Source organism: Micromonospora sp. WMMA2032, from assembly GCF_002688545.1.
Lineage (GTDB): Bacteria > Actinomycetota > Actinomycetes > Mycobacteriales > Micromonosporaceae > Micromonospora > Micromonospora sediminicola.
The window spans coordinates 949,742-973,177 of record NZ_CP024052.1; the positions used below are offsets into that span (position 1 = coordinate 949,742).

Annotated in this window: 18 protein-coding genes; 10 read left to right on the forward strand and 8 right to left on the reverse strand. The window is 72.3% G+C overall.

Going from position 1 to position 23,436, the window contains the following annotated elements; genetic code table 11:
- Positions 1-82 precede the first annotated feature (82 nt).
- The 7 genes from CO540_RS04475 to CO540_RS04505 all read left to right on the forward strand — a co-directional run bounded on the left by CO540_RS04475 (position 83) and on the right by CO540_RS04505 (position 9,461).
- Entirely contained in the window at positions 83-1,762 is a 1,680-nt protein-coding gene (locus CO540_RS04475; protein ID WP_099161017.1) for an ABC transporter substrate-binding protein, read from the forward strand.
- An 84-nt stretch (positions 1,763-1,846) separates the two neighbouring features.
- Positions 1,847-2,938: an ABC transporter ATP-binding protein gene (locus CO540_RS04480; protein ID WP_099161018.1), complete on the forward strand. Its 1,092-nt coding sequence runs from the start codon at positions 1,847-1,849 to the stop codon at positions 2,936-2,938.
- On the forward strand, positions 2,935-3,912 hold the full coding sequence (locus CO540_RS04485; protein ID WP_099161019.1) for an ABC transporter permease: 978 nt from the start codon (positions 2,935-2,937) through the stop codon (positions 3,910-3,912). The genes CO540_RS04480 and CO540_RS04485 overlap by 4 nt, the downstream gene beginning before the upstream one ends.
- A 3-nt stretch (positions 3,913-3,915) precedes the next feature.
- On the forward strand, positions 3,916-4,968 hold the full coding sequence (locus tag CO540_RS04490; RefSeq protein WP_099161020.1) for an ABC transporter permease: 1,053 nt from the start codon (positions 3,916-3,918) through the stop codon (positions 4,966-4,968).
- On the forward strand, positions 4,965-5,972 hold the full coding sequence (locus CO540_RS04495; protein ID WP_099161021.1) for an ABC transporter ATP-binding protein: 1,008 nt from the start codon (positions 4,965-4,967) through the stop codon (positions 5,970-5,972). The genes CO540_RS04490 and CO540_RS04495 overlap by 4 nt, the downstream gene beginning before the upstream one ends.
- 36 nt (positions 5,973-6,008) lie before the next feature.
- Entirely contained in the window at positions 6,009-7,418 is a 1,410-nt protein-coding gene (locus CO540_RS04500; RefSeq protein ID WP_099161022.1) for a GH1 family beta-glucosidase, read from the forward strand.
- A gap of 153 nt (positions 7,419-7,571) precedes the next feature.
- The gene (locus CO540_RS04505) at positions 7,572-9,461 is read left to right on the forward strand and encodes a ricin-type beta-trefoil lectin domain protein (RefSeq protein WP_256386031.1); all 1,890 of its coding nucleotides are present in this window, start codon (positions 7,572-7,574) and stop codon (positions 9,459-9,461) included.
- A gap of 115 nt (positions 9,462-9,576) precedes the next feature.
- Here the strand turns inward: CO540_RS04505 and CO540_RS04510 are convergent, their stop codons facing one another.
- Positions 9,577-10,812, reverse strand: coding sequence for an ROK family transcriptional regulator (locus tag CO540_RS04510; RefSeq protein WP_091574535.1), 1,236 nt, complete (start codon positions 10,810-10,812; stop codon positions 9,577-9,579).
- 137 nt (positions 10,813-10,949) lie between these two features.
- Here CO540_RS04510 and CO540_RS04515 point away from each other — a divergent pair, with 137 nt between their 5' ends.
- Entirely contained in the window at positions 10,950-12,317 is a 1,368-nt protein-coding gene (locus CO540_RS04515) for a glycosyl hydrolase family 18 protein (RefSeq protein WP_099161024.1), read from the forward strand.
- Between the two features lie 48 nt (positions 12,318-12,365).
- On the opposite strand, the gene CO540_RS04520 is transcribed toward CO540_RS04515, so the two are convergent.
- Positions 12,366-13,838 carry a M1 family metallopeptidase gene (locus CO540_RS04520; protein WP_099161025.1) on the reverse strand — a complete coding sequence of 491 codons (1,473 nt, stop codon included), beginning with the start codon at positions 13,836-13,838 and terminating at the stop codon, positions 12,366-12,368.
- An 83-nt stretch (positions 13,839-13,921) separates the two neighbouring features.
- Here CO540_RS04520 and sthA point away from each other — a divergent pair, with 83 nt between their 5' ends.
- On the forward strand, positions 13,922-15,325 hold the full coding sequence (gene sthA / locus CO540_RS04525) for a Si-specific NAD(P)(+) transhydrogenase (RefSeq protein WP_099161026.1): 1,404 nt from the start codon (positions 13,922-13,924) through the stop codon (positions 15,323-15,325).
- A gap of 73 nt (positions 15,326-15,398) precedes the next feature.
- Positions 15,399-16,028, forward strand: a complete 630-nt coding sequence (locus CO540_RS04530; RefSeq protein WP_099161027.1) for a class I SAM-dependent methyltransferase — start codon at positions 15,399-15,401, stop codon at positions 16,026-16,028.
- Positions 16,029-16,183: 155 nt separating this feature from the next.
- Here CO540_RS04530 and CO540_RS04535 read toward each other — a convergent pair whose 3' ends face one another.
- Genes CO540_RS04535 through CO540_RS04560 form a run of 6 tightly spaced genes read right to left on the reverse strand, consistent with a single transcriptional unit; the run spans position 16,184 to position 23,387 of the window.
- Positions 16,184-17,971, reverse strand: coding sequence for a gamma-glutamyltransferase family protein (locus CO540_RS04535; RefSeq protein WP_099161028.1), 1,788 nt, complete (start codon positions 17,969-17,971; stop codon positions 16,184-16,186).
- A gap of 11 nt (positions 17,972-17,982) precedes the next feature.
- The gene (locus CO540_RS04540; protein ID WP_099161029.1) at positions 17,983-18,999 is read right to left on the reverse strand and encodes an ABC transporter ATP-binding protein; all 1,017 of its coding nucleotides are present in this window, start codon (positions 18,997-18,999) and stop codon (positions 17,983-17,985) included.
- Positions 18,996-20,030, reverse strand: coding sequence for an ABC transporter ATP-binding protein (locus tag CO540_RS04545; protein WP_253866457.1), 1,035 nt, complete (start codon positions 20,028-20,030; stop codon positions 18,996-18,998). Before CO540_RS04545 ends, CO540_RS04540 begins: the two co-directional genes overlap by 4 nt.
- Positions 20,027-20,908, reverse strand: coding sequence for an ABC transporter permease (locus CO540_RS04550; protein ID WP_099161031.1), 882 nt, complete (start codon positions 20,906-20,908; stop codon positions 20,027-20,029). Before CO540_RS04550 ends, CO540_RS04545 begins: the two co-directional genes overlap by 4 nt.
- Positions 20,905-21,849: an ABC transporter permease gene (locus CO540_RS04555; RefSeq protein WP_091574562.1), complete on the reverse strand. Its 945-nt coding sequence runs from the start codon at positions 21,847-21,849 to the stop codon at positions 20,905-20,907. Before CO540_RS04555 ends, CO540_RS04550 begins: the two co-directional genes overlap by 4 nt.
- Positions 21,849-23,387, reverse strand: a complete 1,539-nt coding sequence (locus CO540_RS04560; protein WP_099161032.1) for an ABC transporter substrate-binding protein — start codon at positions 23,385-23,387, stop codon at positions 21,849-21,851. The genes CO540_RS04555 and CO540_RS04560 overlap by 1 nt, the downstream gene beginning before the upstream one ends.
- Between the last annotated feature and the right edge of the window lie 49 nt (positions 23,388-23,436).

Here is a 23,436-nt window from a genome sequence, read left to right on the forward strand (position 1 = left end):
CACGCCCGCCGGTGGCACCACCGCACACCCTCCATCCACCACATCCCGCCCGAGGAATGCGGGACCACCGAGGGAGACCTCCATGAGAAGACGGCAACTCCTCGCCGTCGCGCTGGCCGGCGCGATGGTCACCACCACCGTCGCCGCGTGCGGCGACAGCCCCAACGCGAACAAGAAGAGCGGCCAGGCCGCGACCGTGCTCAACGTCGGCATGCCCAACGGTCCGCAGGCCGAGAACAACAACCCGTTCCTCACCACCTCGGCCGCCGCGTCGCTGGGCTACCGCTGGCAGATCTACGAGCCGCTGATGATGTGGAACCCGGTCAAGCCGGCCGAGCCGTTCAAGCCCTGGCTGGCCACCAAGGCCGAGTGGTCGGCGGACTACAAGTCGGTCAAGGTGACCGTCCGCGACAACGCCACCTGGTCCGACGGGCAGAAGGTCACGGCCGAGGACGTCGCCTTCACCTACAACCTCGTCAAGAAGTTCCCGGCGCTCAACGACCAGGGCGTGCCGTACACGGACGCGACCGCGAGCGGCAACGAGGTCACCATCTCCATGTCCAGCCCGCAGTTCGTCAACCAGCAGAAGGTGCTGTGGCGGGTGCCGATCGTGCCCAAGCACCTCTGGGAGAAGATCAGCGACCCGACGACCGACCCGGTGAAGCAGCCGGTCGGCAGCGGGCCGTACACGTTGAAGTCGTTCACCCCGGCGACGACGACGCTCACGGTGCGCGACAGCGGCTACTGGCAGGACGCGCCGAAGGTGAAGGAGCTGCGCTTCACCTCATACACCGACAACAGCGCGCAGACCACGGCGCTGGCCAACGGCGAGTCGGAGTGGAGCTTCGTCTTCATCCCCAACTACCAGGCCGTCTTCGTGGCCAAGGACCAGAAGAACCACAAGGTGTGGGCGCCGCCGGTGCTGGGCATCCACGGCCTCTACCTGAACACCACGAAGAAGCCGTTCGACGACCCGACGCTGCGCAAGGCGATGAACATGGTCGTCGACCGCGCGGACATCTTCACCACCGCCGAGGCCGCGTACTTCCACCCCGAGGTGAAGAGCGTGACCGGTCTGCCCAGCCCGGCCGGCGACTCCTTCATCGCCGCGGAGTACAAGGGCCAGGAGCACAAGGTCGACGTCGAGGGCGCCAAGGCGCTGCTCACCGGCGCCGGCTACAAGCTCGACGGCACCACGCTGAAGGACAAGGGCGGCAAGCCGGTCACGATCAAGCTGACCGACCCGGCCGGCTGGTCCGACTACCAGACCAGCCTGGAGATCGTGAAGGACAACCTGTCCAAGATCGGCATCGCGGCGACCATCGACAAGGCCAACCAGGACGCCTGGTTCCGCAACGTCGAGCAGGGCAACTTCGAGGCCACGTTCCGGTGGACCGAGAGCGGCGCGACGCCGTACGACATCTACCGGACGATCATGGACGGCCGGGTGCTCAAGCCGATCGGCACCGCCTCGCCGGCGGGCAACTTCGGTCGGTTCCAGAGCAAGGAGGCCACCGACGCGCTGGTGTCGTACGCCAACGCGACCGACGACGCCACCCGCACCACCGCCCTGGCCACGCTCCAGAAGATCTTCGTGGAGCAGGTGCCGATGATCCCGGTCGGCGCGGACAACATCGGCGGCGCGTACAGCACGAAGAACTGGACCGGCTGGCCGGACGACGCGAACCCGTACGGCGCGCTCCAGCCCACCCAGCCCAACGCGCTGGACGTGGTGCTGCACCTCAAGCCGGCCGCCGGCTGACCCGGCGCCGCCTCCCCGGCCGGGACGACCGGCCGGGGAGGCGGGCCCCGCCCCCGACCCGGCAACCCCAGACAGGAATGCGGCATGACGACGACCGAGAGCGCCCCGGCGCCGGTCGACGAGGTGGTGCTGGAGGCCGTCGGCCTGACCAAGCACTTCCCCGTCCGCCGGCGGTTGCGCAGTCTCCTCTCCCGGACCCCGACGGTGGTGCACGCCGTCGACGACGTGTCCATCGCGCTGCGCCGTGGGCGGGTGACCGCGCTGGTCGGCGAGTCCGGCTCCGGCAAGTCCACGGTGGCCCGGCTGCTGGCCCAGCTCTACCCGCGCACCGCCGGCGACATCCGGCTGCACGGCACGTCGACCCGGGTCCGCGGCGGCCGCCCGTTCCGCGCCTACGTGCGCCGGGTGCAGCTGATCCTGCAGGACCCGTTCGCCTCGCTGAACCCCGTGCACACGGTCCGCTACCACCTCACCCGCTCGCTGCGCATCCACGGCAACGCGGGCACCGGCCCGGACGGGCTGGAGAAGGCGCTGGCCGACCTGCTCACCAGGGTCAGCCTCACCCCGCCGGAACGCTACCTCGACGCGTTCCCGCACGAGCTGTCCGGCGGCCAGCGCCAACGCGTCGCCATCGCCCGGGCGCTCGGCGCGAACCCCGAGGTGCTGCTCGCCGACGAGCCGGTGTCGATGCTGGACGTGTCGATCCGCCTGGGCGTGCTCAACCTGTTGCAGGACCTCAAGGACCGGCTCGACCTGGCCATCCTCTACATCACCCACGACATCGCCTCGGCCCGCTACTTCGCCGACGAGACGATCGTCATGTACGCGGGACGAATGGTCGAGGGCGGCGACAGCGAGACGGTCACCCAGCGGCCGGCCCACCCGTACACCCGGTTGTTGACCGACTCCGCGCCGGACCCGGAACGGATCACCGGCGCGGGCGCCGACGCCACCGGGGCCGGCGAGCGCGGACACGGCGAGCCGCCCAGCCTGATCCACCCGCCCGCCGGCTGCCGGTTCCACCCGCGCTGCCCGCACGCCATGGCGCGGTGCACCAGCGAGCTGCCGCCGGCGATCCCGGTCGACGACCACCCCGGGCACTGGGCGGCGTGCTGGCTGTTCGACCCGGCCACCGTCGCGGCGGAGAACGGCGTGGCCGAGGAGGCGACCCGATGAGGTTCCTGCTGCAACGGGTGGCCTTCTACCTGTTCACCGCGTGGGCGGCGATCACGCTCAACTTCTTCATCCCCCGGATGGTGCCGGGCGATCCGGTGCAGTCGCTGATCTCCCGCAACCAGGGCCGGATCAGCGCCGACGCGATCGCCTCGCTGCGGGTGCTGTTCGGGCTGGACTCCGACCGCAACCTGTGGGAGCAGTACGTCGCCTACTGGGGCCAACTCCTGCGCGGCGACCTGGGGCTGTCGTTCACGTTCTTCCCGGCGCCGGTGTCCGAGGTGATCGGGAACAGCCTGCCGTGGACCGTCGGCCTGGTCGGCGTCACCACCATCGTCAGCTTCCTGCTCGGCACCGCGCTCGGCGTGGGCGCCGGCTGGCGGCGCGGCTCGTGGATCGACGGGCTGCTGCCGGCCACCACGTTCCTCTCCTCGATCCCCTACTTCTGGCTGGGCCTGGTGGCGATCGCGCTGTTCGCCGGCCCGGGCAGCTTCTTCCCCTCCTCCGGCGGCTACGAGCCGGGCCTGGTGCCGGCGTTCGACGCGTACTTCATCCCCAGCGCACTGCAGCACAGCATCCTGCCCGCGGCGACCATCCTGGTCTCCTCGATGAGCGGCTGGATCCTCAGCATGCGCAACATGATGGTCACCGTCTCCAGCGAGGACTACATCACCGTCGCGCACGCCAAGGGCCTCTCCGAGCGCCGGGTGGCGCTCAGCTACGCCGCCCGCAACGCGCTGCTGCCCAACGTCTCCGGCTTCGCGCTGTCGCTGGGCTTCATCGTCGGCGGCACGCTGCTCGTGGAGATCGTCTTCTCCTACCCGGGCCTGGGGTTCCAGCTCTTCCAGGCCGTCGGCAGCAAGGACTACCCGCTCATGCAGGGCATCTTCCTCATCATCACCATCTCGGTGCTGGTGGCGAACCTGCTCGCCGACGTCGCGTACCTGCTCCTCGACCCGCGGACCCGAAAGAGCTGAGCGATGACACTTTCCCCGTCGAGCATCGAGCAGGTCATCCCCGGCCAGGGGGCGATGACGCAGCCGTCGGCCCGGGCCCGACGACGCCGGTTCCGCTTCGTCGCCAACGCCAAGGCCGCCACCGGCCTGGCCATCCTCGGGGTGTACGCGCTGCTGGCCGTGATCGGGCCGTGGATCGCGCCGTACGACCCGGACGCGCGCAGCGCCGACGTGCTCCAGGCGCCCTCGGCCCGGCACTGGTTCGGCACCACCCACCTCGGGCAGGACATCTTCAGCCAGATCCTGGTCGGCGCGCGCAGCGTGGTCGTGGTGGGCCTGATCGCCGGCGTGCTGGCCACGATCCTGTCCGTCCTCATCGGCGTGACCGCCGGCTACCTGGGCGGCGCGGCCGACGAGAGCCTGTCCGCGCTGTCCAACGTGTTCCTGGTGATCCCCGCGCTGCCACTGATCATCATCGTGGCGTCGCTGGTCGACCAGGCCGGTGAACTGCTGGTCGCGATGATCATCGGGCTCACCTCGTGGGCGTGGGGCGCCCGGGTGCTGCGCGCCCAGACGCTGTCGTTGCGCCGCCGCGACTACGTCGAGGCGGCCCGGGCCACCGGCGAACGGACCTGGCGGATCATCGGGTTCGAGATCCTGCCCAACCTGACCGCGATCATCGCCTCCGGCTTCGTCGGCACCGTGATCTTCGCGGTGATGTCGGAGATCACCCTGGCGTTCATCGGCATCTCGTCGGTCAGCTCCTGGAACTGGGGCACCATCCTGTTCTGGGCGCAGGGCCAGCAGGCGCTCGCCCAGGGCGCGTGGTGGTGGTTCGTGCCGGCCGGGCTGGCCATCGCGCTGCTCGGCACCGCGCTCGCGCTGATCAACTTCGGCATCGACGAGTTCGTCAGCCCTCGCCTGCGCACCGGCGGCCGGACCCGGATCCGCACCGCCGACGGCCGCACGGTCCGGATGCGCGTCGGCTTCACGCCGGTGCTGGCCCCGCGGCCGGCTCCCGTGCCGATGCAACGGTCGGCCGACGTGCCGGACACCACCCGAGAGGGGACCTCATGAACGACAAGGTGCTGGAGATCCGGGGGCTCTGCGTCGACTACGGCGTCGGCGCGGAGGCGGTGCGGGCGGTCCGCGACGTCGACCTGACGCTGCACCGGGGTGAGGTGCTCGGCCTGGCCGGGGAGAGCGGCAGCGGCAAGTCCACCCTGGCGTACGGGCTGACCCGGCTGCTCCCCCCGCCGGGCGTGGTCAGCGGCGGCCAGGTCGTCTACCACCCGGCCGACGGACCGCCGGTGGACGTGCTGACGCTCAGCCCGGCCCGGCTGCGCGAGTTCCGGTGGGCGGAGACGTCGATCGTGTTCCAGGGCGCGATGAACTCGCTGAACCCGGTGCACAAGGTCTCCACCCAACTGCTCGACGTGATCCGGGCGCACGAGCCGAAGAGCACCGCGGCGAGCCGGCTGGCCCGCGCGAAGGAGCTGCTGCGCCTGGTCGGCATCTCCGCCGACCGGCTGGACAGCTACCCGCACCAGCTCTCCGGCGGCATGCGGCAGCGCGTCATGATCGCCATGGCGCTGGCGTTGGAGCCGCAGGTGGTCATCATGGACGAGCCGACCACCGCGTTGGACGTGGTGATGCAGCGGCAGATCCTCGGCCAGCTCGCCGAGCTGCGCGACCGGCTGGGCTTCGCGGTGCTGTTCATCACCCACGACCTGTCGCTGCTGGTGGAGTTCTCCGACCGGATCGCCATCATGTACGGCGGCCGGATCGTGGAGGAGGCGCCCGCCGCCCGGCTGTACGCCGAGCCGCTGCACCCGTACACCGAGGGGTTGCTGCACTCGTTCCCGGCGCTGCGCGGGCCGCGGCGAGAGCTGACCGGCATCCCCGGCTCCCCGCCGGACCTGCGCGCCATGCCGTCGGGGTGCGCGTTCCACCCCCGCTGCCCGAAGGCCTTCGACCCGTGCGACGAACGCCTGCCGGTGCTGGGCCCGCCCGGCGTCGACGACCCGACCCGGGCTGTCGCGTGCTGGCTGCACCCGGCCGTCGCGCCCCTGTCCCGCTGACCCGCCCGAGCCCACCCGCTACCCGCGAGGAGAACCATGGACACCGACCTCACCCGTCCCCGCGTCGAACAGGTCGACCCGATCGACACGCTGCCGCCGAGCTTCCGGTGGGGGGTGGCGACGTCGTCGTACCAGATCGAGGGGGCGGTGGCCGAGGACGGCCGCACTCCGTCGATCTGGGACACCTTCTGCCGGGTCCCCGGGGCGGTGGCCAACGGCGACCACGGCGACGTGGCCTGCGACCACTACCACCGGATGCCCGAGGACGTCGCGCTCATCGCCGACCTGGGGCTGGACACCTACCGGTTCTCGGTGGCCTGGCCGCGGGTGCAGCCGGGCGGGCGCGGTCCGGCCAACCCGGCCGGGCTGGCCTTCTACGATCGGCTGGTGGACGAGCTGCTCGGCCGCGGCGTCGACCCGTGGGTGACGCTCTACCACTGGGACCTGCCGCAGGATCTGGAGGACGCCGGCGGCTGGCCGAACCGGGACACCGCCCACCGGTTCGCCGACTACGCGGAGCTGGTCTTCGCCGCGCTCGGCGACCGGGTCCGCACCTGGACCACGCTGAACGAGCCGTGGTGCTCGGCCATGCTCGGCTACGCCTACGGCGACCACGCCCCCGGCCGGCGGAACCTGGGCGACGGCATCGCCGCCGCGCACCACCTGCTGCTCGGGCACGGGCTGGCGACGCGGCGGCTGCGGGCGGCGGCGCAGTCGCCGATCGAGCTGGGCCTGACCGTGAACCTGTCGACGGCCGACCCGGCGACCGACAGCGCGGCCGACCGGGACGCCGCGCGGGCGGCGGACGGGTTGGGCAACCGGCTCTACCTGGACCCGGTGCTGCGCGGGGAGTACCCGCAGGACGTGGTGGCCGACCTGGCCGCCGAGGGGGTGCGGATCCCGGTGCAGGACGGCGACCTGGAGGTCATCGCCACCCCGATCGACGTGCTCGGGGTGAACTACTACTTCGGGCAGCTGCACTCCGGGGTGGACGAGCAGGGCCGGGAGCGCGACGACGACGGCCGGCCGGTGCGCCGGGTGGTCCGCCGGGACCTGCCGCGCACGGCGATGGACTGGGAGATCGTGCCGGAGTCGTTCACCGACCTGCTGGTGCGGCTGCACCGCGACTATCCGGGCGTGCCCATGGTGATCACCGAGAACGGGGCGGCGTTCGACGACAAGCCGGACGCGGAGGGTTTCGTGGCCGACGACGACCGGGTCGACTACCTGACCGAGCACCTGCGGGCGGTGGCCCGGGCCCGGCAGGCGGGCGCGGACCTGCGCGGCTACTTCGCCTGGTCGCTGCTGGACAACTTCGAGTGGGCGTACGGGTACGACAAGCGGTTCGGCATCGTCCGGGTGGACTACGAGACGCAGCGCCGCACCCCGAAGCGCAGCGCGCTGTGGTATCGCGACACGGTCCGGCGGGTGCGCGGGCAGCGCTGAGCCGACCACCGCGGGCGGTCGCGCGGGAGATGTCCCGGGCGGCCGCCCCGACGCGTCCGGAGGCAGGTCGGACCGCTTTTTTCATGTCTTGACATAAGCCGGTGCGAACGGTTTTCTCATTCGCGGATGTCGATTGATCCGGAAGGAGCATCCGTGTCTCCCACCACCGTCGCACGTCTCGCCGGCCGCGTCGCCCTGACGCTCTGCCTCACCGCCGGCCTCGCCACCGCCGTCCCCGCCGCCCCCGCGCACGCCGCCGGCGAACGGGTCGACGTCTGGCTCACCACCACCTCCGACTCCGGCGGTCGGACGGTCACCCGGGGTCTGCAACAGCAGAGCCCGCTGGCCTTCGCCGCCACCAGCCCCGGCGCCACGCACACCGTCACCGTCGACGAGAACACCCGCTACCAGCCCTTCGAGGGCGCCGGGGCGTCCATCACCGACACCACCGCCTACCTGCTGCGCGGCGGGCCGGTCAGCGCGGCCACCCGGGACGCGGTGATGCGCAAGCTGTTCAGCCCCACCGACGGCATCGGGCTGTCCTTCGTACGCAACCCGATCGGCGCGTCCGACCTGTCCCGCCCCGGCCACGTCTCGCTCGACGACACCTGCTGCGACCTCGGCGACTTCGGCGCCAACGGGTACGACACGAACGTCGAGCTGCTGACCGCGCAGGCCCGGCAGCTCAACCCGGCGCTGCGGGTGATGGTGGTGCCGTGGAGCGCGCCCGGCTGGATGAAGGACAACGGCCGGATGGACCAGATGGGCTGGCTGAAGTGGGAGCACTACGCCACCTACGCGCAGTACCTGGTCCGCACGATCCAGGCGTACGCGGCGCGCGGCGTCACCGTCGACTACCTGTCGGTGCAGAACGAGCCGAACTGCTGCCAGGCCGGCAACCCCACCGCGATGGACTACCCCGGCATGAGCTGGAACGCCTCCGGCCTGGCCGAGCTGACCAAGAACTTCGTCTACCCGGCGTTCCGGGCCGCCGGGATCACCACCAAGGTGCTGGTGCACGACTGGAACTACGGCGACTACGGCACCACCGGCTCCGGGCTGCTGGCCGACAGCGCGGTACGGACCGACCCGCTCTTCGGCGGCATCGCCTGGCACGGCTACTTCGGTGACCCGGCGGTCGGCAGCCAGGTACGCGGCCAGTATCCGGCGGTACCGCAGTTCAGCACCGAGCACTCCGGCGGCACCTGGATCACCAACCAGCACAACGAGGACATGGCCGACATCGTCACCTACGCGCGGAACTGGAGCCGCAGCGTGGTCAAGTGGAGCCTGGCGGTCAACCAGAACATGGGCCCGCACAACGGCGGCTGCGGCACCTGCACCGGCCTGATCACGGTGCAGGAGGGCGGCGCGCGGGCCGGCCAGGTCGACTACACCATCGAGTACTACACCACCGGGCACCTGACCAAGTTCGTCCGGCCCGGCGCGACCCGGATCGACTCCACCGCCAACGGCACCGTCCCGAACGTCGCCTACCGCAACCCGGACGGCTCCAAGGCGCTGCTCGCGCACAACGGCGGCACGTCGGCGCAGTCGGTGCGCGTGGTGTGGGGCGGCCAGTCGTTCACCTACACGCTGCCGGCCCGCACCACCGCCACGTTCACCTGGTCCGGCACGCAGTCCGGTGGCGGCGGGTCGGCGACCGGCCTGGTCACCGGCATCGGCGGCAAGTGCCTGGACGTGACCGACAACGCCAGCGCCGACGGCACCCCGGTGCAGATCTGGGGCTGCTTCGGCGGGGCCAACCAGCAGTGGACCCGCGCCGCCGACGGCACGCTGCGCGCGCTCGGCAAGTGCCTGGACGTGGCCGGCGGGGGCACCGCCGACGGCACCCGGGTGCAGCTGTGGACCTGCAACGGCAGCGCCGCGCAGCAGTGGACCTGGACCGCCGGCCGGGACCTGGTCAACCCGCAGGCCAACAGGTGCCTCGACGTCACCGGCAACACCTCCGCCGACGGCGCGAAGACGCAGATCTGGAGCTGCACCGGCGGCGCCAACCAGAAGTGGACGCTGCCGTCCTGACCCGAGCGGCCGGGCCGGCGGCGATTGCCGGCCCGGCCGCTCGGCGGCGATGCCGACCCGGCCGCACCGCGGCGATGCCGACCCGGCCGCTCAGCGGCGATGCCGGCCCGGCCGCTCAGCGGCCCCGCGTGACCCGGGCCGGGCGGACCGCCGGCTCGCGGGGCACGCCGCCCTCGCGCAGCAGCCGGGCCATCGGCAGGGTGGCCGCGCCCATCGCGACCGCGTCCGGCCCGAGCCGGCACAGCTCGATCGAGGTCTGGGCGTACGGCTGGCGCAGCGCGTGCCGCGCGGTGGCCTCGCGGATCGCCGGCAGGTGCCGCTCGCCCAGTGCCAGCCCGGCCCAGCCGCCGAGCACCACCCGCTCCGGGTTGAACAGGTTGACCAGGTTCGCCACCCCGGCGCCGAGGTAGCCGACCGTCTCGTCGATCACCGTCGCGGCGGTGCGGCCGGTAGCCCGCAGCAGCTCGCCGAAGGCGGTCTCCTCGTCGCCGCCGGCGGCCGGGCGACCCCGGTTGGCCTGGCGGAACCGGTCGAGCACCCCCTCCGCCCCGACGTACGCCTCGAGGCAGCCGAGGTTGCCGCACCGGCAGCGGCGTCCCCCGTACACGATGGTGGTGTGGCCCCACTCGCCGGCGCTGCTGTGCGCGCCGCGGTAGCCGACGCCGTCGGCGACCACGCAGGCGCCCACGCCGGAACCGACCAGGGCGATCACCGCGTGCCGGACGCCCCGGCCGGCGCCGAACCACATCTCGGCCTGGCCGAGCGTCTTGGCGCCGTTGTCGACGTGCACCGGCACGTCCGTGCCGGCGCGCAGCATCGCGCCGAGCGGGACGCCGTCCCAGCCGAGGGTCTGCGCGTGCACCACGGCGTCGGCGGTGCGCTCGACCGTGCCGGCCACGGCGACTCCGAAGCCGAGCACCGCGGCCGGGTCGACGCCGGCCTGTTCGGTCACCGCGGCGAGGCCGTGCAGCAGGTGCGTGGCGACCTGCCGCGGGTCGGGTTCGGCGGCGGCGATCGGGTACTCGGCCTTGGCCAGCGCGGTCATCGCCAGGTCGAACAGCTCGACCTGCACCCGGGTCTCGCCCACGTCGGCGCCGACCAGGTAGCCGTAGCCGGGGGCGACGCGCAGCAGCACCCGGGGACGGCCGCCGTCGGACTCGACCGAACCGGCCTCCTCGACCAGCCCTTCGGCGATCATCTCGCCGACCAGGTTGCTCACGCTGGCCAGGCTCAGCGCGGTCGACTGGCCCAGCTCGTGCCGGCTGAGCGGGCCGTCCAGCCAGATCCGGGTGAGCAGGACCGACCGGTTGGCCCGGCGCATGTCGCGCACCGTGGTGCGTCTGGCGTCCACGTCCGCCGCCGTCCTTCCCCCGGCCGCCCGCCGGCGACCTGCATTCACGCCGTGAACCAAGTGGTGACAGACTACTGCGCATTTACATTTAACAAAGTTAACTGCTAGCCTCCGGCGCATCGATGAGGAGGTATGTCATGCGACTCGGACGCGGGATGACCGCGCTACTCGGTGGCGTCGCGCTGCTCGCCGCCGCCCTGCCGGCCACCGCCGGCGCCACGCCCACCGGCACCCGCAGCGCGCTGGTGGCGTGCGACGCGCCGGCCTGGGCCGAGGGCGTCACCTGGACCGCCGGCAGCCGGGCCAGCTACGGCGGACGGCTCTACCAGGCGCTGGTGACGCACACCCCGCCGGTCGGCGCCGGCTGGACCCCGGCCGCGGTGCCGGCGCTCTGGACCGATCTCGGCGCCTGCACCGGCGGCACCCCGTCACCCAGTCCCACCACGCGACCGCCGTCGCCCACGCCCACGGCCTCCCCCTCCCCCACCCGGACGCCGACCCCCACGCCCACGCCGACCGCCACGCCCAGCCCGACCACGCCGGGCGGGGACACCTGCGCGCTGAAGTCCCGACCGACCGGCAAGGTGCTGCAGGGCTACTGGGAGAACTGGGACGGCGCGGCCAACGGCGTGCACCCCGGGCTCGGCTGGATCCCGATCACCGACTCCCGGATCCCGGGGCACGGCTACAACGTGGTGACCACGGCGTTCCCGGTGATCCGCGCCGACGGCACCGTGCTCTGGGAGGACGGCATGGACGCCGGGGTGAAGGTGCCCACCCCGGCGCAGGTGTGCCAGGCCAAGGCCGCCGGGCTGACCGTGCTGCTGTCCATCGGCGGGGCCGCCGCCGGCATCGACCTCAGCTCCGCCGCGGTCGCCGACCGGTTCGTCGCCACCGTCGTGCCGATCCTCAAGCGCCACAACTTCGACGGCATCGACATCGACATCGAGACCGGGCTGACCGGCAGCGGGACCATCACCCAGCTCTCGCCCTCGCAGGCCAACCTGATCCGGATCATCGACGGGGTGCTGGCCCAGATGCCGGCCGGCTTCGGGCTCACCATGGCGCCGGAGACCGCGTACGTCACCGGCGGCAGCGTCACCTACGGCTCGATCTGGGGCGCGTACCTGCCGATCGTGAAGAAGTACGCGGACAACGGCCGGCTCTGGTGGCTGAACATGCAGTACTACAACGGCTCGATGTACGGCTGCGCCGGCGACTCGTACCCGGCCGGCACCGTGGCCGGCTTCGTGGCCCAGACCAACTGCCTCGACGCCGGCCTGGTCGTGCAGGGCACCACCATCCGGGTGCCGCTGGACCGGCAGGTCCCCGGGCTGCCCGCGCAGACCGGCGCCGGCGGCGGCTACCTGAGCCCGACCCTGGTGGGCCAGGCGTGGAACACCTACCAGGGCCGGCTCAAGGGGCTGATGACCTGGTCGATCAACTGGGACGGCTCGAAGGGCTGGACGTTCGGCGACAACGTCCGCGCGCTGCAGGGCCGCTGAGACGCGACGCGGGGCCCCGTCGACACGACGGGGCCCCGCGCGCGGAGGTCAGCCGACGGCGATCTTCTTCGGCGTGGTCTTCGAGTCCAGCCAGGCGTTGACGAGCGCGGTGAAGTCGCGGCCGGTCTGCTTGTTGACGAAGGCGATGAACGACGCCCGGTCCTGCTGGGTGTTGCGCTGGTCCTGCACCCAGGCGCGGGCCAGGGCGAAGAACGCCTTGTCGCCCAGCTCGCGGTGGATCTCGCGGAGCATGGCCGCCGGGCAGAGGTAGACGTTGCCCTCGGCGAACCGCTTCGGGTCGGGCCGGCCGGGCGGACCGAGCTTCTTGCGCAGGACGGCGTCGCCCTCGCGCAGGTACCGGTCCAGGCTGGCCTCGCTGAGCTTCAGCGTCTCCTGGGTGTAGAGGTCCTGGGCGTACTTCGCCCAGCCCTCGTTCAACCACAGGTCGGTCCAGGTGGTCGGCGTGACGGAGTTGCCGAACCACTGGTGGGTGTACTCGTGCAGCAGGTCGCTGCCCCAGCGGTCGCGGCGGGCCGTGGTGTTCTCGATCTTGCGGCCCATCGTGATCATCTGCTGGGTCTCCATGCCCGACGCCGAGTCCACCACCACGACGCCGCCGGAGGGGAACGGGTACGGGCCGAACTTCTTCTCCAGCCACGCCAGGTACTGCGGGGACTTCTTCAGGTACGGCAGCAGCTTGTCGTCGGCGCCCTTGCGGTACCAGAAGGTCAGCGGCACGCCGCGCGGGCCCGTGGCGGTCAGCTTCTGGTACTTCCCGACCGCGAGCGTGGTCAGGTAGGTCGCCACCGGATCGGTGCTGCGGTAGGTGAACGTGGTGCCGGACTGCCCCGCGGGGGTGCCGCTGGCGATCGCGGACCAGCCCGCCGGCACGGTCACCCGGATGTCGTAGAGCGCCTCGTCGGACGGCTGGTCGTTCGCCGGGTACCAGGTGAACGCGCCGAACGGCTCCTGCATGGTCCAGAGGCCGCCCTCCTTGGTGAGGGTGAGACCCAGGGCCTCGGTGTCCTTGCGGTGCGACGGCATCGGCGTCGTCCGCGGCCGGCCGTGGTAGGTCACCACCAACGTCACCGGCTTGTCCGCGACCACCGGGGCGGACACGGTCAGCTTCTCCTTCGCCACCGTCCCGGGGACCGTCGCGCCGTCCAGCGTCACGCCGTCGAGCTGGTAGGGCATGAAGTCGAGGACCAGGTTCGACGCGTCCTTCACCGGCCGGATCCGCAGGGTGGCGGTGCCGGTGAGGGTGGTGGTCGACGGGGCCCACTCCAGGGCCAGGTCGTAGTGCAGGACGTCCACCGCGTCGGTGCCCCGGGCGGGATAGACCGGGTCGGCCACCGGGGTGGAACGCCCGGCCTCCCAGGCGGCGTAGTCGACGGCGGCGACGGTCGGGCTCGGCGTGGCGGCGAGGGCGGACGGGGTCGCGGCCGGGGCGGCGGAATCGGTGGTGCACCCGGCGACGAGCAGCGGTCCGAGGAGCAGGATCAGGGGTACGGGGCGGCGCATCAGCGCACCATACGGCAGTGATCCACTTCCGTGGGGGCGTTGCCGGCTGGCGCCCGGCCGGACATCCTGCGACGCTGGCAGTCGTGTACGACTACGACCTGCTGGTGCTGGGCTCAGGACCGAGTGGACAGAAGGCGGCGATCGCCGCGGCCAAGCTGGGCCGGCGGGTCGCCATCGTCGACCGCCGCGACATGCTCGGCGGCGTCTGCATCAACACCGGCACCGTGCCGTCCAAGACGCTGCGCGAGGCCGTCCTCTACCTGACCGGGCTCAGCCAGCGTGACCTCTACGGCAGCAGCTACCGGGTCAAGGAGGACATCACCGTCGCCGACCTGGCCGCCCGCACCCAGCACGTGATCACCCGGCAGACCGACGTCATCCGCGACCAACTGGCCCGCAACCGGGTCGCGATGATCACCGGCACGGGCCGGTTCGCCGACCCGCACGCGGTCTGGGTCGACGCCGGCTCGGGCCGGGAGACCCGGGTCAGCTTCGACAAGGCGGTCATCGCCGCCGGCACCCGGCCGGCCCGCCCGGAGAGCGTCGACTTCGACGACCGGACGATCGTCGACTCCGACGGCGTCATCAACCTCCAGGCCGTGCCCCGCAGCATGGTCGTGGTCGGCGCCGGCGTGATCGGGATGGAGTACGCCTCGCTGTTCGCCGCGCTCGGCACCAAGGTGACGGTGGTGGAACGCCGCGAGCGGATGCTCGACTTCTGCGACGAGGAGATCGTCGAGTCGCTCAAGTACCACCTGCGCGACCTGTCGGTGACCTTCCGCTTCGGCGAGGAGGTGGCCGCGGTGGAGAAGCACCGCACCGCCGCGCTCTGCGTCCTGCGCAGCGGCAAGAAGATCGTGGCCGACACGGTGATGTACTCCGCCGGACGGCAGGGGCAGACCGACGACCTGGCGCTGGAGGCGGCCGGTCTCACCGCCGACCACCGGGGCCGCATCCAGGTCGACGCCAACTACCGCACCGCGGTCGACACCATCTACGCCGTCGGTGACGTGATCGGCTTCCCGGCGCTCGCGTCCACCTCGATGGAGCAGGGCCGGCTGGCCGCGCAGCACGCCTGCGGCGAACCGTCCCGCACCATGTCGGAGCTGCAACCGATCGGCATCTACACCATTCCCGAGATCAGCTTCGTCGGGCGGACCGAGGACGAGCTGACCGAGACGTCCACCCCGTTCGAGGTCGGCATCGCCCGCTACCGGGAACTGGCCCGGGGGCAGATCGTCGGCGACTCGTACGGCATGTTGAAGCTGCTCGTCTCGCCGGAGGACGGGCGGCTGCTCGGGGTGCACGTGTTCGGCACCGGCGCCACCGAGGTCGTCCACATCGGGCAGGCCGTGATGGGTTGCGGCGGCACCGTCGACTACCTGCTCGACGCGGTGTTCAACTACCCGACGCTGGCCGAGGCGTACAAGGTGGCGGCGCTGGACGCGGCCAACAAGATCCGCAACATCACCCGGATCGACGGCTGACCCTTGGCTCAGGTGTCGGCCACGGTCGCGGCGGTCGGCGCCGGCACCCACTGCGTGCGCGGATAATCACGACATGAGCGTCCGATACGACGAGGTTCTCGACCCGCTGCGCCAGGCGTACGACGCTCGCGCAGCCTGGCGCGACGGGCTGACCAAGGAACCGTGGAAGGTGGCGGAGCGTCAGGCGTTCCGGGATCGTCTGGCATCAGGTGCGCGGCTGCTGGAGGTCGGCGCGGGCACCGGGCAGGACAGCGTCTTCTTCCGCAAGGAGGGCCTTCCCGTCGTCGCGGCCGACCTGTCACCGGTGATGGTCGAGCACTGCCGAGCCAAGGGCATCGAGGCCCACGTGATGGACTTTCTGCACCTGGACTTCCCGCCCGACTCCTTCGACGCGGTGTTCGCGATGAACTGCCTGCTGCACGTGCCCAACCACGACCTACCCACGGTCCTGGCCGCCATCCGGGCCGTCCTGCGTCCTGGCGGACTTCTCTTTGTCGGGGTGTACGGCGGTGGCGAGAGCACCGAGGGCCCTATCGACGATGACCAGCACGTGCCGCCGCGCTTCTTCTCGTGGCGAACTGACGATCAGTTGCTCGGCTTCGCCGCCGCCGCGCGGTTCGACGTGGTGGACTTCCATCCGGTCGATACCGGTCGCGGCTACCGGTTCCAGTCGTTGACCCTGCGACGCCCCAGCGGCGCCTGAGAACCAGCAGGGATCCACCGCCTCGACACCCCGCCCCACGATCACGGCCTCCGCCGATCGTGGACTTGTGGCGCCTCGGATGTCTGTCACGTGGCCTTGTTCAGGTGCCACAACTCCACTATCGCCGGAGCACGTGCACGTGCGGCCGGGCCGGATCAGCGGCCGGTGGCGTAGCCCTGGGCGCCTCGCGGGTTGGCGGCGGCCGAGAGGACGCCGTTCCGGGGGTCACGGGCGACGGCGCAGAGGCGACCCAGGCTCCACGGGTCGGACCGGCGCACCGTGTGACCCCGGGCCCCCAGCGCCGCGAGCACGTCCGGGTCGAGACGGTCCTCGACCACCAGCACGCCCGGCTCCACCTCACGCGGGTAGAACGACGCGGGCAGGCTGGTGGTGTGCCAGGCCGGCGCGTCGATCGCCTCCTGCAGTTCCTGCCCGCCGACCAGGTGGCGCAGCAGGAACAGCAGCTGCCACTGGTCCTGCTGGTCGCCGCCGGGCGTGCCGCAGGCCAGGACCGGCTCGCCGTCGCGCAGCACCAGGGTCGGGCTCAACGTGGTACGCGGGCGCCGGCCCGGCGTCAGCGTCGAGGCGAGCCCCTCCTCCAGCCAGCACATCTGCAACCGGCTGCCCAGCGGGAAGCCCAGTTCGGGGATGGTGGGTGAACTCTGCAGCCAGCCACCACTCGGGGTGGCCGAGATGATGTTGCCCCACCGGTCGACCACGTCGACGTGGCACGTGTCGCCGCGGGTCACGCCGTCGGCGCGGACGGTGGGTTCGCCGGTGCTCGGGTCCTGCGGGCCGGCCCGCCGCGCGGCGTGTGCCTGCAGGTGTGCCGGCAGTCGCGGCGGCGCGCCGGCCGGGCTGCCGGGACGCAGCGCGGTCGAGGCCCGCGCAACGATCAGCGCGGCGCGCTCGCGGGCATAGGCCGGGGACAGCAGCGCTGCCGGCGCCTCGCCGGTGTCGCCGTACCACGCCTCGCGGTCGGCGAAGGCGAGCTTCAGCGCCTCGGCCTGCGCATGGATGCCGTCCACGGTGGACGGATCGAGCGCCCGGGGATCGTCGAGCGCGTCCAGCACCGACAGCGTCTGCAGCAGCACCGGGCCCTGGCCCCAGAACCCGGTCTTGGCGACCGTGTGACCGCGCCAGTCGAGCGTGACCGGCTCCTCCCAGGTCGCCGACCAGCCGGCCAGGTCGGCGCCGGTGACCAGGCCGGCGTGCGACCGGCCGCTGGAGTCGCGGAACGGCAGCCGGCTGAACCGGTCGATCGCGTCGGCGACGAACCCCTCGCGCCAGGCCCGCCGGGCCGCCTCGATCTGCGCCTCCCGGTCCGCGCCGGCCGCGCCGGCGGCGTCGACGAGGCGGCGCAGCGTCAGCGCGTACGCCGGATTGGTGACCATCTCCCCCGCCGCCGGCGCCCGGCCGTGCCGCAGCCACAGCTCGGCGGAGGTCGGCCAGTGCTCGGTGAACAGCGACCGGACCCGCTCGACGGTCTGCCCGGCCGCGCCCACGAGCGGGTGGCCGGCGGCGGCGTAGCCGATCGCCGGCTCCAGCACCTCGGCCAGGGACCGGGTGCCGTGGTCACGTAGCAACAGCAGCCACGCGTCCACCGCGCCGGGCACCACGGCGGCGAGCGGGCCGGAACCGGGGACGAGGTCCAGCCCGAGCGAGCGGAAGTGCGCGACCGTCGCGCCGGCCGGGGCCGGGCCCTGACCGCAGAGCACCCGCGGGGTCGGGTCGTCAGCGGTCGCCAGGATCGCCGGCACCTCGCCGGCCGGGCCGTTGAGGTGCGGCTCGACCACGTGCAGCACGAAGCCGGCGGCGACCGCCGCGTCGAAGGCGTTCCCGCCCCGCTCCAGCACGCCCATGGCGGACTGACTGGCCAGCCAGTGCGTCGAGGAGACCATGCCGAAGGTGCCGCGCAGCGTCGGCCGGGTGGTGAAGGTCATCGCCGCCGAGCCTACGCCGCCGGCACGTCTTCGCGCGCCGGGCCGCCGTCGCGGTCCGGCTCGCCGTCGAGCGGGAACAGGCAGGCGGCCCGGTGGTCGGGACCGACCTCGGCCAGCGCCGGGTCGGTGCGGGCGCACTCGTCGCGGGCCCGGGGGCAGCGGGTACGGAAGCGGCACCCGGTCGGCGGGTCCACCGGGCTGGGGATGTCGCCGGTGAGCACGATGCGCCGGCGCTCCCGCTCCACGCGGGGATCGGCCACCGGCACCGCCGACAGCAACGCCGCCGTGTAGGGGTGCGCCGGCTGCCGGTAGATCCGCTCCGGCGGGCCGGTCTCGACGATGCGACCCAGGTACATCACGGCGATCCGGTCGCTCATGTGCTCGACGGCGGCCAGGTCGTGGGCGATGAACAGGTAGGTCAGCCCGAGGTCGCGTTGCAGGTGCCGCAGCAGGTTCATGATCTGCGCCTGCACGCTCAGGTCCAGCGAGGCGATCGGCTCGTCCAGGACGATCAGGTCCGGCTCGCCGGCCAGCGCCCGGGCCACCCCGACCCGCTGCCGCTGGCCGCCGGACAGCTCGTGCGGATGCCGGTCGGCCGTGTCGGCGCGCAGGCCGACCAGGTCCAGCAGCTCGGCCACCCGGGCCCGGCGGGCGGCGGCGGACGCGGCCAGCCGGTGCACGGTCAACGGTTCGGCGATGCTGTCGCCGACGGTGCGGCGCGGGTCGAGGGACGCCTGCGGGTCCTGGAACACCATGGCCACGTGGCGACGCATGCCGCGCAGGCGGCGCCGGGACCAGCGGGTCACGTCCGCGCCGGCCACCCGGACCCGGCCGGAGGTCGGCTCGACCAGGCGCAGCAGCGCCAGGCCGGCGGTGGACTTGCCGCTGCCCGACTCGCCGACCAGGCCGAGCGTCTCCCCCCGGCGGACGGCCAGGGTGACGCCGTCCACCGCCCGGACCACACCGGCCCGGGTCGGGAAGTGCACCGCCAGGTCGTCCAGCTCGGCCACCACGTCCGCGGCTGTCATGGGGTCTCTCCCGGATAGAAGGTGCGGACGGTGTGCCCGTCGCCGACCGGCGTCAACGGGGGCAGCTCGTGCTCGCACCGGGGGTCGGCGCGCACCGGGCAGCGCGGCCAGAACGCGCAGCCGGCCGGCAGGTCGAGCGGGCTCGGTGGCGCGCCGGGGATGGCCACCAGGTCCTCGCCCCGGCGGGACGGGTCCGGCCGGGCCGCGAGCAGCGCCCGGGTGTACGGGTGGGTGGGCGTGTCGAAGACCGCGTCGACCGGGCCCTGCTCGACGATCCGTCCGCCGTACATGACCGCGACGGTGTCGGCGATGCCGGCGACCACGCCCAGGTCGTGGGTGACCCAGACGACCGCCGTGCCCAGCCGCCGTTGCAGGCCGGCGACCAGCTCGACGATCTGCGCCTGGGTGGTCACGTCGAGCGCGGTGGTCGGCTCGTCGGCGATGAGCAGGTCCGGCTCGCAGGCCAGCGCCATGGCGATGACGACGCGCTGGCGCATGCCGCCGGAGAACTGGTGCGGGTAGGCATCGACGCGCTGCGCGGCCGACGGGATTCCGACCAGGTCGAGCAGCTCCACCGCCCGGTCCCGGGCGGCCCGGCGGGTCAGCCCGAGGTGCGCCTCGGCCGCCTCGGTGACCTGCCGCCCCACCGGCAGCACCGGGTTGAGCGAGGTCATCGGATCCTGGAAGACGAAGCCGACGTGCCGGCCGCGCAGCTGGCGACGGCGGTCCTCGGGCAGCGCGGTCAGCTCGCTGTCGAGCAGCCGTACCCGGCCGGTGACCGTGGCGGCGCGCGGCGCGAGACCGGTGGCGGCGAGCAGCGTCATGCTCTTGCCGCTGCCGGACTCGCCGACCAGCGCGAACGTCTCCCCGGCGCGGACCTGCCAGGACACCCCGGCCACGGCGTGCGCCGGACCGCGGCGGGTGCCGACGGTGACGGTGAGGTCCTCCACGGACAGCACGGGCCGGTCGCCCGCGCGGCGCTGGCTCGGCACGCTCCCGCGGCCTTCGCGTCGCTCGGTGCGGTCGCTCATGGGGTGCTCCTGCGGGCCTCGGCGAGGGTGAGCTGGCGCGGGTCGAGCACGTCCCGCAGCGCGTCGCCGACCAGGTTGAAGGCGAGCACGGTCAGGAAGATCGCGGCGCCCGGGAAGACGCCCAGCCACCAGGCGTCGGTGACGAAGCCACGACCGTCGAAGAGCATCCGGCCCCACGCCGGCGCCGGCGGTTGGATGCCGAGGCCGAGGAAGGAGAGCGCGGCCTCGGAGAGGATCGCGAACGCCAGCGACAGCGACGTCTGCACGATCAGCGGCGCGGCGATGTTCGGCAGCACGTGCCGGCGCATGATCCGCAGGTCGGACGCGCCGATGGAGACGGCGGCGCGGACGAAGACCTGCTCCCGCACGGAGAGCACGCCGGCGCGGGTGATTCGGGCGAAGATGGGCGTGTAGACCACGCCGATGGCGACCATGGCGGTGAGCAGGCCGGGGCCGAGCACCGCCACGATGGCCACCGCCAGCAGCAGCACCGGGAACGCGAACAGCACGTCCATGGCGCGCATCAGCACACTGTCCAGCCAGCCCCGGTAGTAGCCGGCGAACAGCCCGAGCGTCACGCCGGCGACCAGCGCGATGCCGACGCTGACCACGCCGACCTCCAGCGAGACGCGGGCCGCGACGAGCACCCGGCTGAGCACGTCGCGGCCCAGCTCGTCGGTGCCGAACGGGTGCGCCCCGCTGGGCGGGCGCAGCATCTGGTCCACGTTCACGTCGTTGACGCCCGACGGCGCCAGCCACGGCCCGGCCACGCCCACCACGACCAGCACCAGCAGCACGACCGCGCCGCCGACGGCCAGCGGGTCGCGCCGCAACGCCTCCAGCACCCGGCGTCCGGTGCTCTCCGACCCGGCGCTCACTTGACCGTGATCCTCGGGTCGAGGCGGGCGTAGAGGATGTCCACCAGCAGGTTGACCAGCAGGAACAGCGCGGCGACGAGCAGCACCGCACCCTGCAGGACCGGGTAGTCGCGGGCCTGCACGGCGTCGAAGGTGAGCCGGCCGATGCCCGGCCAGGCGAACAGCACCTCGATCACGATGACGCCGCCGAGCAGGCTGGCCAGTTGCACCGCGACCACGGTGACCACCGGGATCAGCGCGTTGCGCAGCACGTGCCGCAGGATCACCACCCGGTTGCGCAGCCCCTTCGCCTCGGCGGTGCGCACGTAGTCGGCGGAGAGGACCTCCAGCACCGACGAGCGGATGAAGCGGGTGAGGATCGACGCGGTGACCAGGCCGACCGTGACCGCCGGCAGGGCCACGTGGGTGGCCCACCGGCCCGGGTCGTCGGTCAGCGCCACGTAGCCCGAGGGCGGCAGCCAGCCGAGCACGCCGGCGAAGAGCAGGATGCCCATGATGCCCATCCAGAAGTCGGGCACCGAGACGCCGAACTGGCTGAACACGCGGGCGGCGTGGTCGACCGCGGAGCCGCTGCGCACCGCCGCGACGATGCCCAACGGGAACGCGACCAGCAGCGCGAACACCACCGCGGTGACGGCCAGGGACAGCGTCGCCGGCAGGCGTTCCAGCACGATCCGGCTGACCGGCTGGCCGGTGCGGAAGCTGACCCCGAGGTCGCCGGTGAGCGCGTGCCCGAGGTAGCTCGCGTACTGCACGGGCAGCGGCTGGTCGAGGCCGGCGCGGGCGCGCAGCGCCTCGTACGTCTGCGGGTCGAACCGGGTGCCGAGCGCCACCCGCACCGGGTCGCCCGGCACCAGTTGCAGCAGCAGGAAGACCACCAGGGTCACCCCGAGCAGCACGACCGCGGACTGGAGCACCCGCCGCAGGACGAAGCGGGCCATCACTCGGCGAGGGCGACCGAGCGGAACCGGATGGCCCGATCGGTGCGCACCTCGTAGCCGGAGACCTTCTTCGACCAGCCCTGCACGACGTCCGGGTTGTAGAGGTAGATGTAGCTGGCGTCGTCGACGATCTGCTTCGCCGCCTGGTCGTACGCCTGCTTGCGGGCGGCCTGGTCGGTCTCGGTGCGGGCCTGGTCGAGCAGCTTGTCCACGGCCGGGTTGCGGTACTTGTGGAAGTTGAACGTGCCGCCGCTGTGGTGCTGGGCGTAGTAGAACTCGTCCGGGTCGACGTTGCCCAGCCAGCCGAGCATGAACCCGTCGAAGTTGCCCTTGGCCTGCTCGTCGAGCCACTGGGCGAAGTCCAGCGTACGGATCTTGACGGTGATGCCGACGTCCTTGAGCTGGGCGGCGATGACCTGGGCGGCGGTGACGGTCTCCGGGTACTCACTGGTGACCATCAGGTCCATGGTGAGGTTGCCGACGCCGGCCTGGGCGAGCATCTGCTTCGCCTTCGCCGGGTCGTGGCTGTACGGCGCGTACTCGTAGTAGTAGGCGCTGTCCTTCGGGATGGCCGCCTGGTTGACCGTGGCCAGCCCGAACTTGGCCGCCTTGGTGATCGCCTCCCGGTCCAGCGCGTACGCGACCGCCCGCCGCACCTCGGGGTTGTCGAAGGGCTTGCGGGCCTCGTTGAGCGCCACGTACCAGTAGTCGGTGGAGGCCGCCGACCGCACCACCGGGTCGTCGCCGTCCTGCAAGGACTTCACCTGCTGCGGCGGCAGGTTGTCGGTCCACTGCACCTGGCCGCTGCGCAGGTTCTGCAACGCCACGGTGGGGTCCTTGACGAAGGTGAACGTGACGCCGTCCAGCTTCGGCTTCTCGCCCCAGTAGGCGTCGTTGCGGACCAGCTTGATGCTGTCGCCGGAGGTGTAGCCGGCCACCTTGAACGGGCCGCTGCCGACCGGCTCGGTCTTGACCTTGCCGGACTCCACGTTGGACTTCTCCACGATCGCGACGCCCTTGAACCCGCCGAGGTTGGCCAGCAGGTTCGGCGTGGGCGCGCTGAGCGTCACCACCACGGTCGCCGGGTCGGGCCCGGTCACCGACTTGACGGTGGCGAACTTGTACGCGGTGTTCAGCTTCTCCTTGATGATCCGCTCGTACGAGTAGACGACGTCCTCCGAGGTCAGCGGCGACCCGTCGGAGAACTTCGCGCCCTCGCGCAGGGTGAACGTCCAGGTGAGCTGGTCGGCGCTGGTGGTCCACTTGGTGGCCAGCGACGGCACCATCTTCAGGTCGGCGTCCGGCTCGACGAGGGTGTCGTAGACGTTCTCCAGGACCTGGAAGCTGTAGTAGGCCGAGGTCTTGTGCGGGTCGAGCTGGTCGGGTTCGCCGCCGATCGCCGCGTTGAGCACGCCCCCGGCGCTGCCGGCGTCCCCACCGCCGCCGACGTCGACGCTCTCGCCACCGGTGCATCCGGACAGGACACCCACCGCGAGGGTGAGTGCGGCACCGAACACTCCGAGTTTGTTCCTGGTCATTGGCCCCCCTGCCGCTTTCCCGAACAAAAGAAAGTTTCGGCGAGTCTTC

What these genes read in the sequence shown, in the direction of transcription:
- CO540_RS04515 (WP_099161024.1), top strand. Translation starts at nt 10,950, where the DNA reads ATGCGACTCGGACGCGGGATGACCGCGCTACTCGGTGGCGTCGCGCTG.
- CO540_RS04540 (WP_099161029.1), bottom strand. Translation starts at nt 18,999, where the DNA reads ATGACAGCCGCGGACGTGGTGGCCGAGCTGGACGACCTGGCGGTGCAC.
- CO540_RS04560 (WP_099161032.1), bottom strand. Translation starts at nt 23,387, where the DNA reads ATGACCAGGAACAAACTCGGAGTGTTCGGTGCCGCACTCACCCTCGCG.
- CO540_RS04490 (WP_099161020.1), top strand. Translation starts at nt 3,916, where the DNA reads ATGACACTTTCCCCGTCGAGCATCGAGCAGGTCATCCCCGGCCAGGGG.
- CO540_RS04520 (WP_099161025.1), bottom strand. Translation starts at nt 13,838, where the DNA reads ATGCGCCGCCCCGTACCCCTGATCCTGCTCCTCGGACCGCTGCTCGTC.
- CO540_RS04535 (WP_099161028.1), bottom strand. Translation starts at nt 17,971, where the DNA reads ATGACCTTCACCACCCGGCCGACGCTGCGCGGCACCTTCGGCATGGTC.
- CO540_RS04545 (WP_253866457.1), bottom strand. Translation starts at nt 20,030, where the DNA reads ATGAGCGACCGCACCGAGCGACGCGAAGGCCGCGGGAGCGTGCCGAGC.
- CO540_RS04495 (WP_099161021.1), top strand. Translation starts at nt 4,965, where the DNA reads ATGAACGACAAGGTGCTGGAGATCCGGGGGCTCTGCGTCGACTACGGC.
- CO540_RS04485 (WP_099161019.1), top strand. Translation starts at nt 2,935, where the DNA reads ATGAGGTTCCTGCTGCAACGGGTGGCCTTCTACCTGTTCACCGCGTGG.
- CO540_RS04475 (WP_099161017.1), top strand. Translation starts at nt 83, where the DNA reads ATGAGAAGACGGCAACTCCTCGCCGTCGCGCTGGCCGGCGCGATGGTC.
- CO540_RS04500 (WP_099161022.1), top strand. Translation starts at nt 6,009, where the DNA reads ATGGACACCGACCTCACCCGTCCCCGCGTCGAACAGGTCGACCCGATC.
- CO540_RS04480 (WP_099161018.1), top strand. Translation starts at nt 1,847, where the DNA reads ATGACGACGACCGAGAGCGCCCCGGCGCCGGTCGACGAGGTGGTGCTG.
- CO540_RS04530 (WP_099161027.1), top strand. Translation starts at nt 15,399, where the DNA reads ATGAGCGTCCGATACGACGAGGTTCTCGACCCGCTGCGCCAGGCGTAC.
- CO540_RS04555 (WP_091574562.1), bottom strand. Translation starts at nt 21,849, where the DNA reads ATGGCCCGCTTCGTCCTGCGGCGGGTGCTCCAGTCCGCGGTCGTGCTG.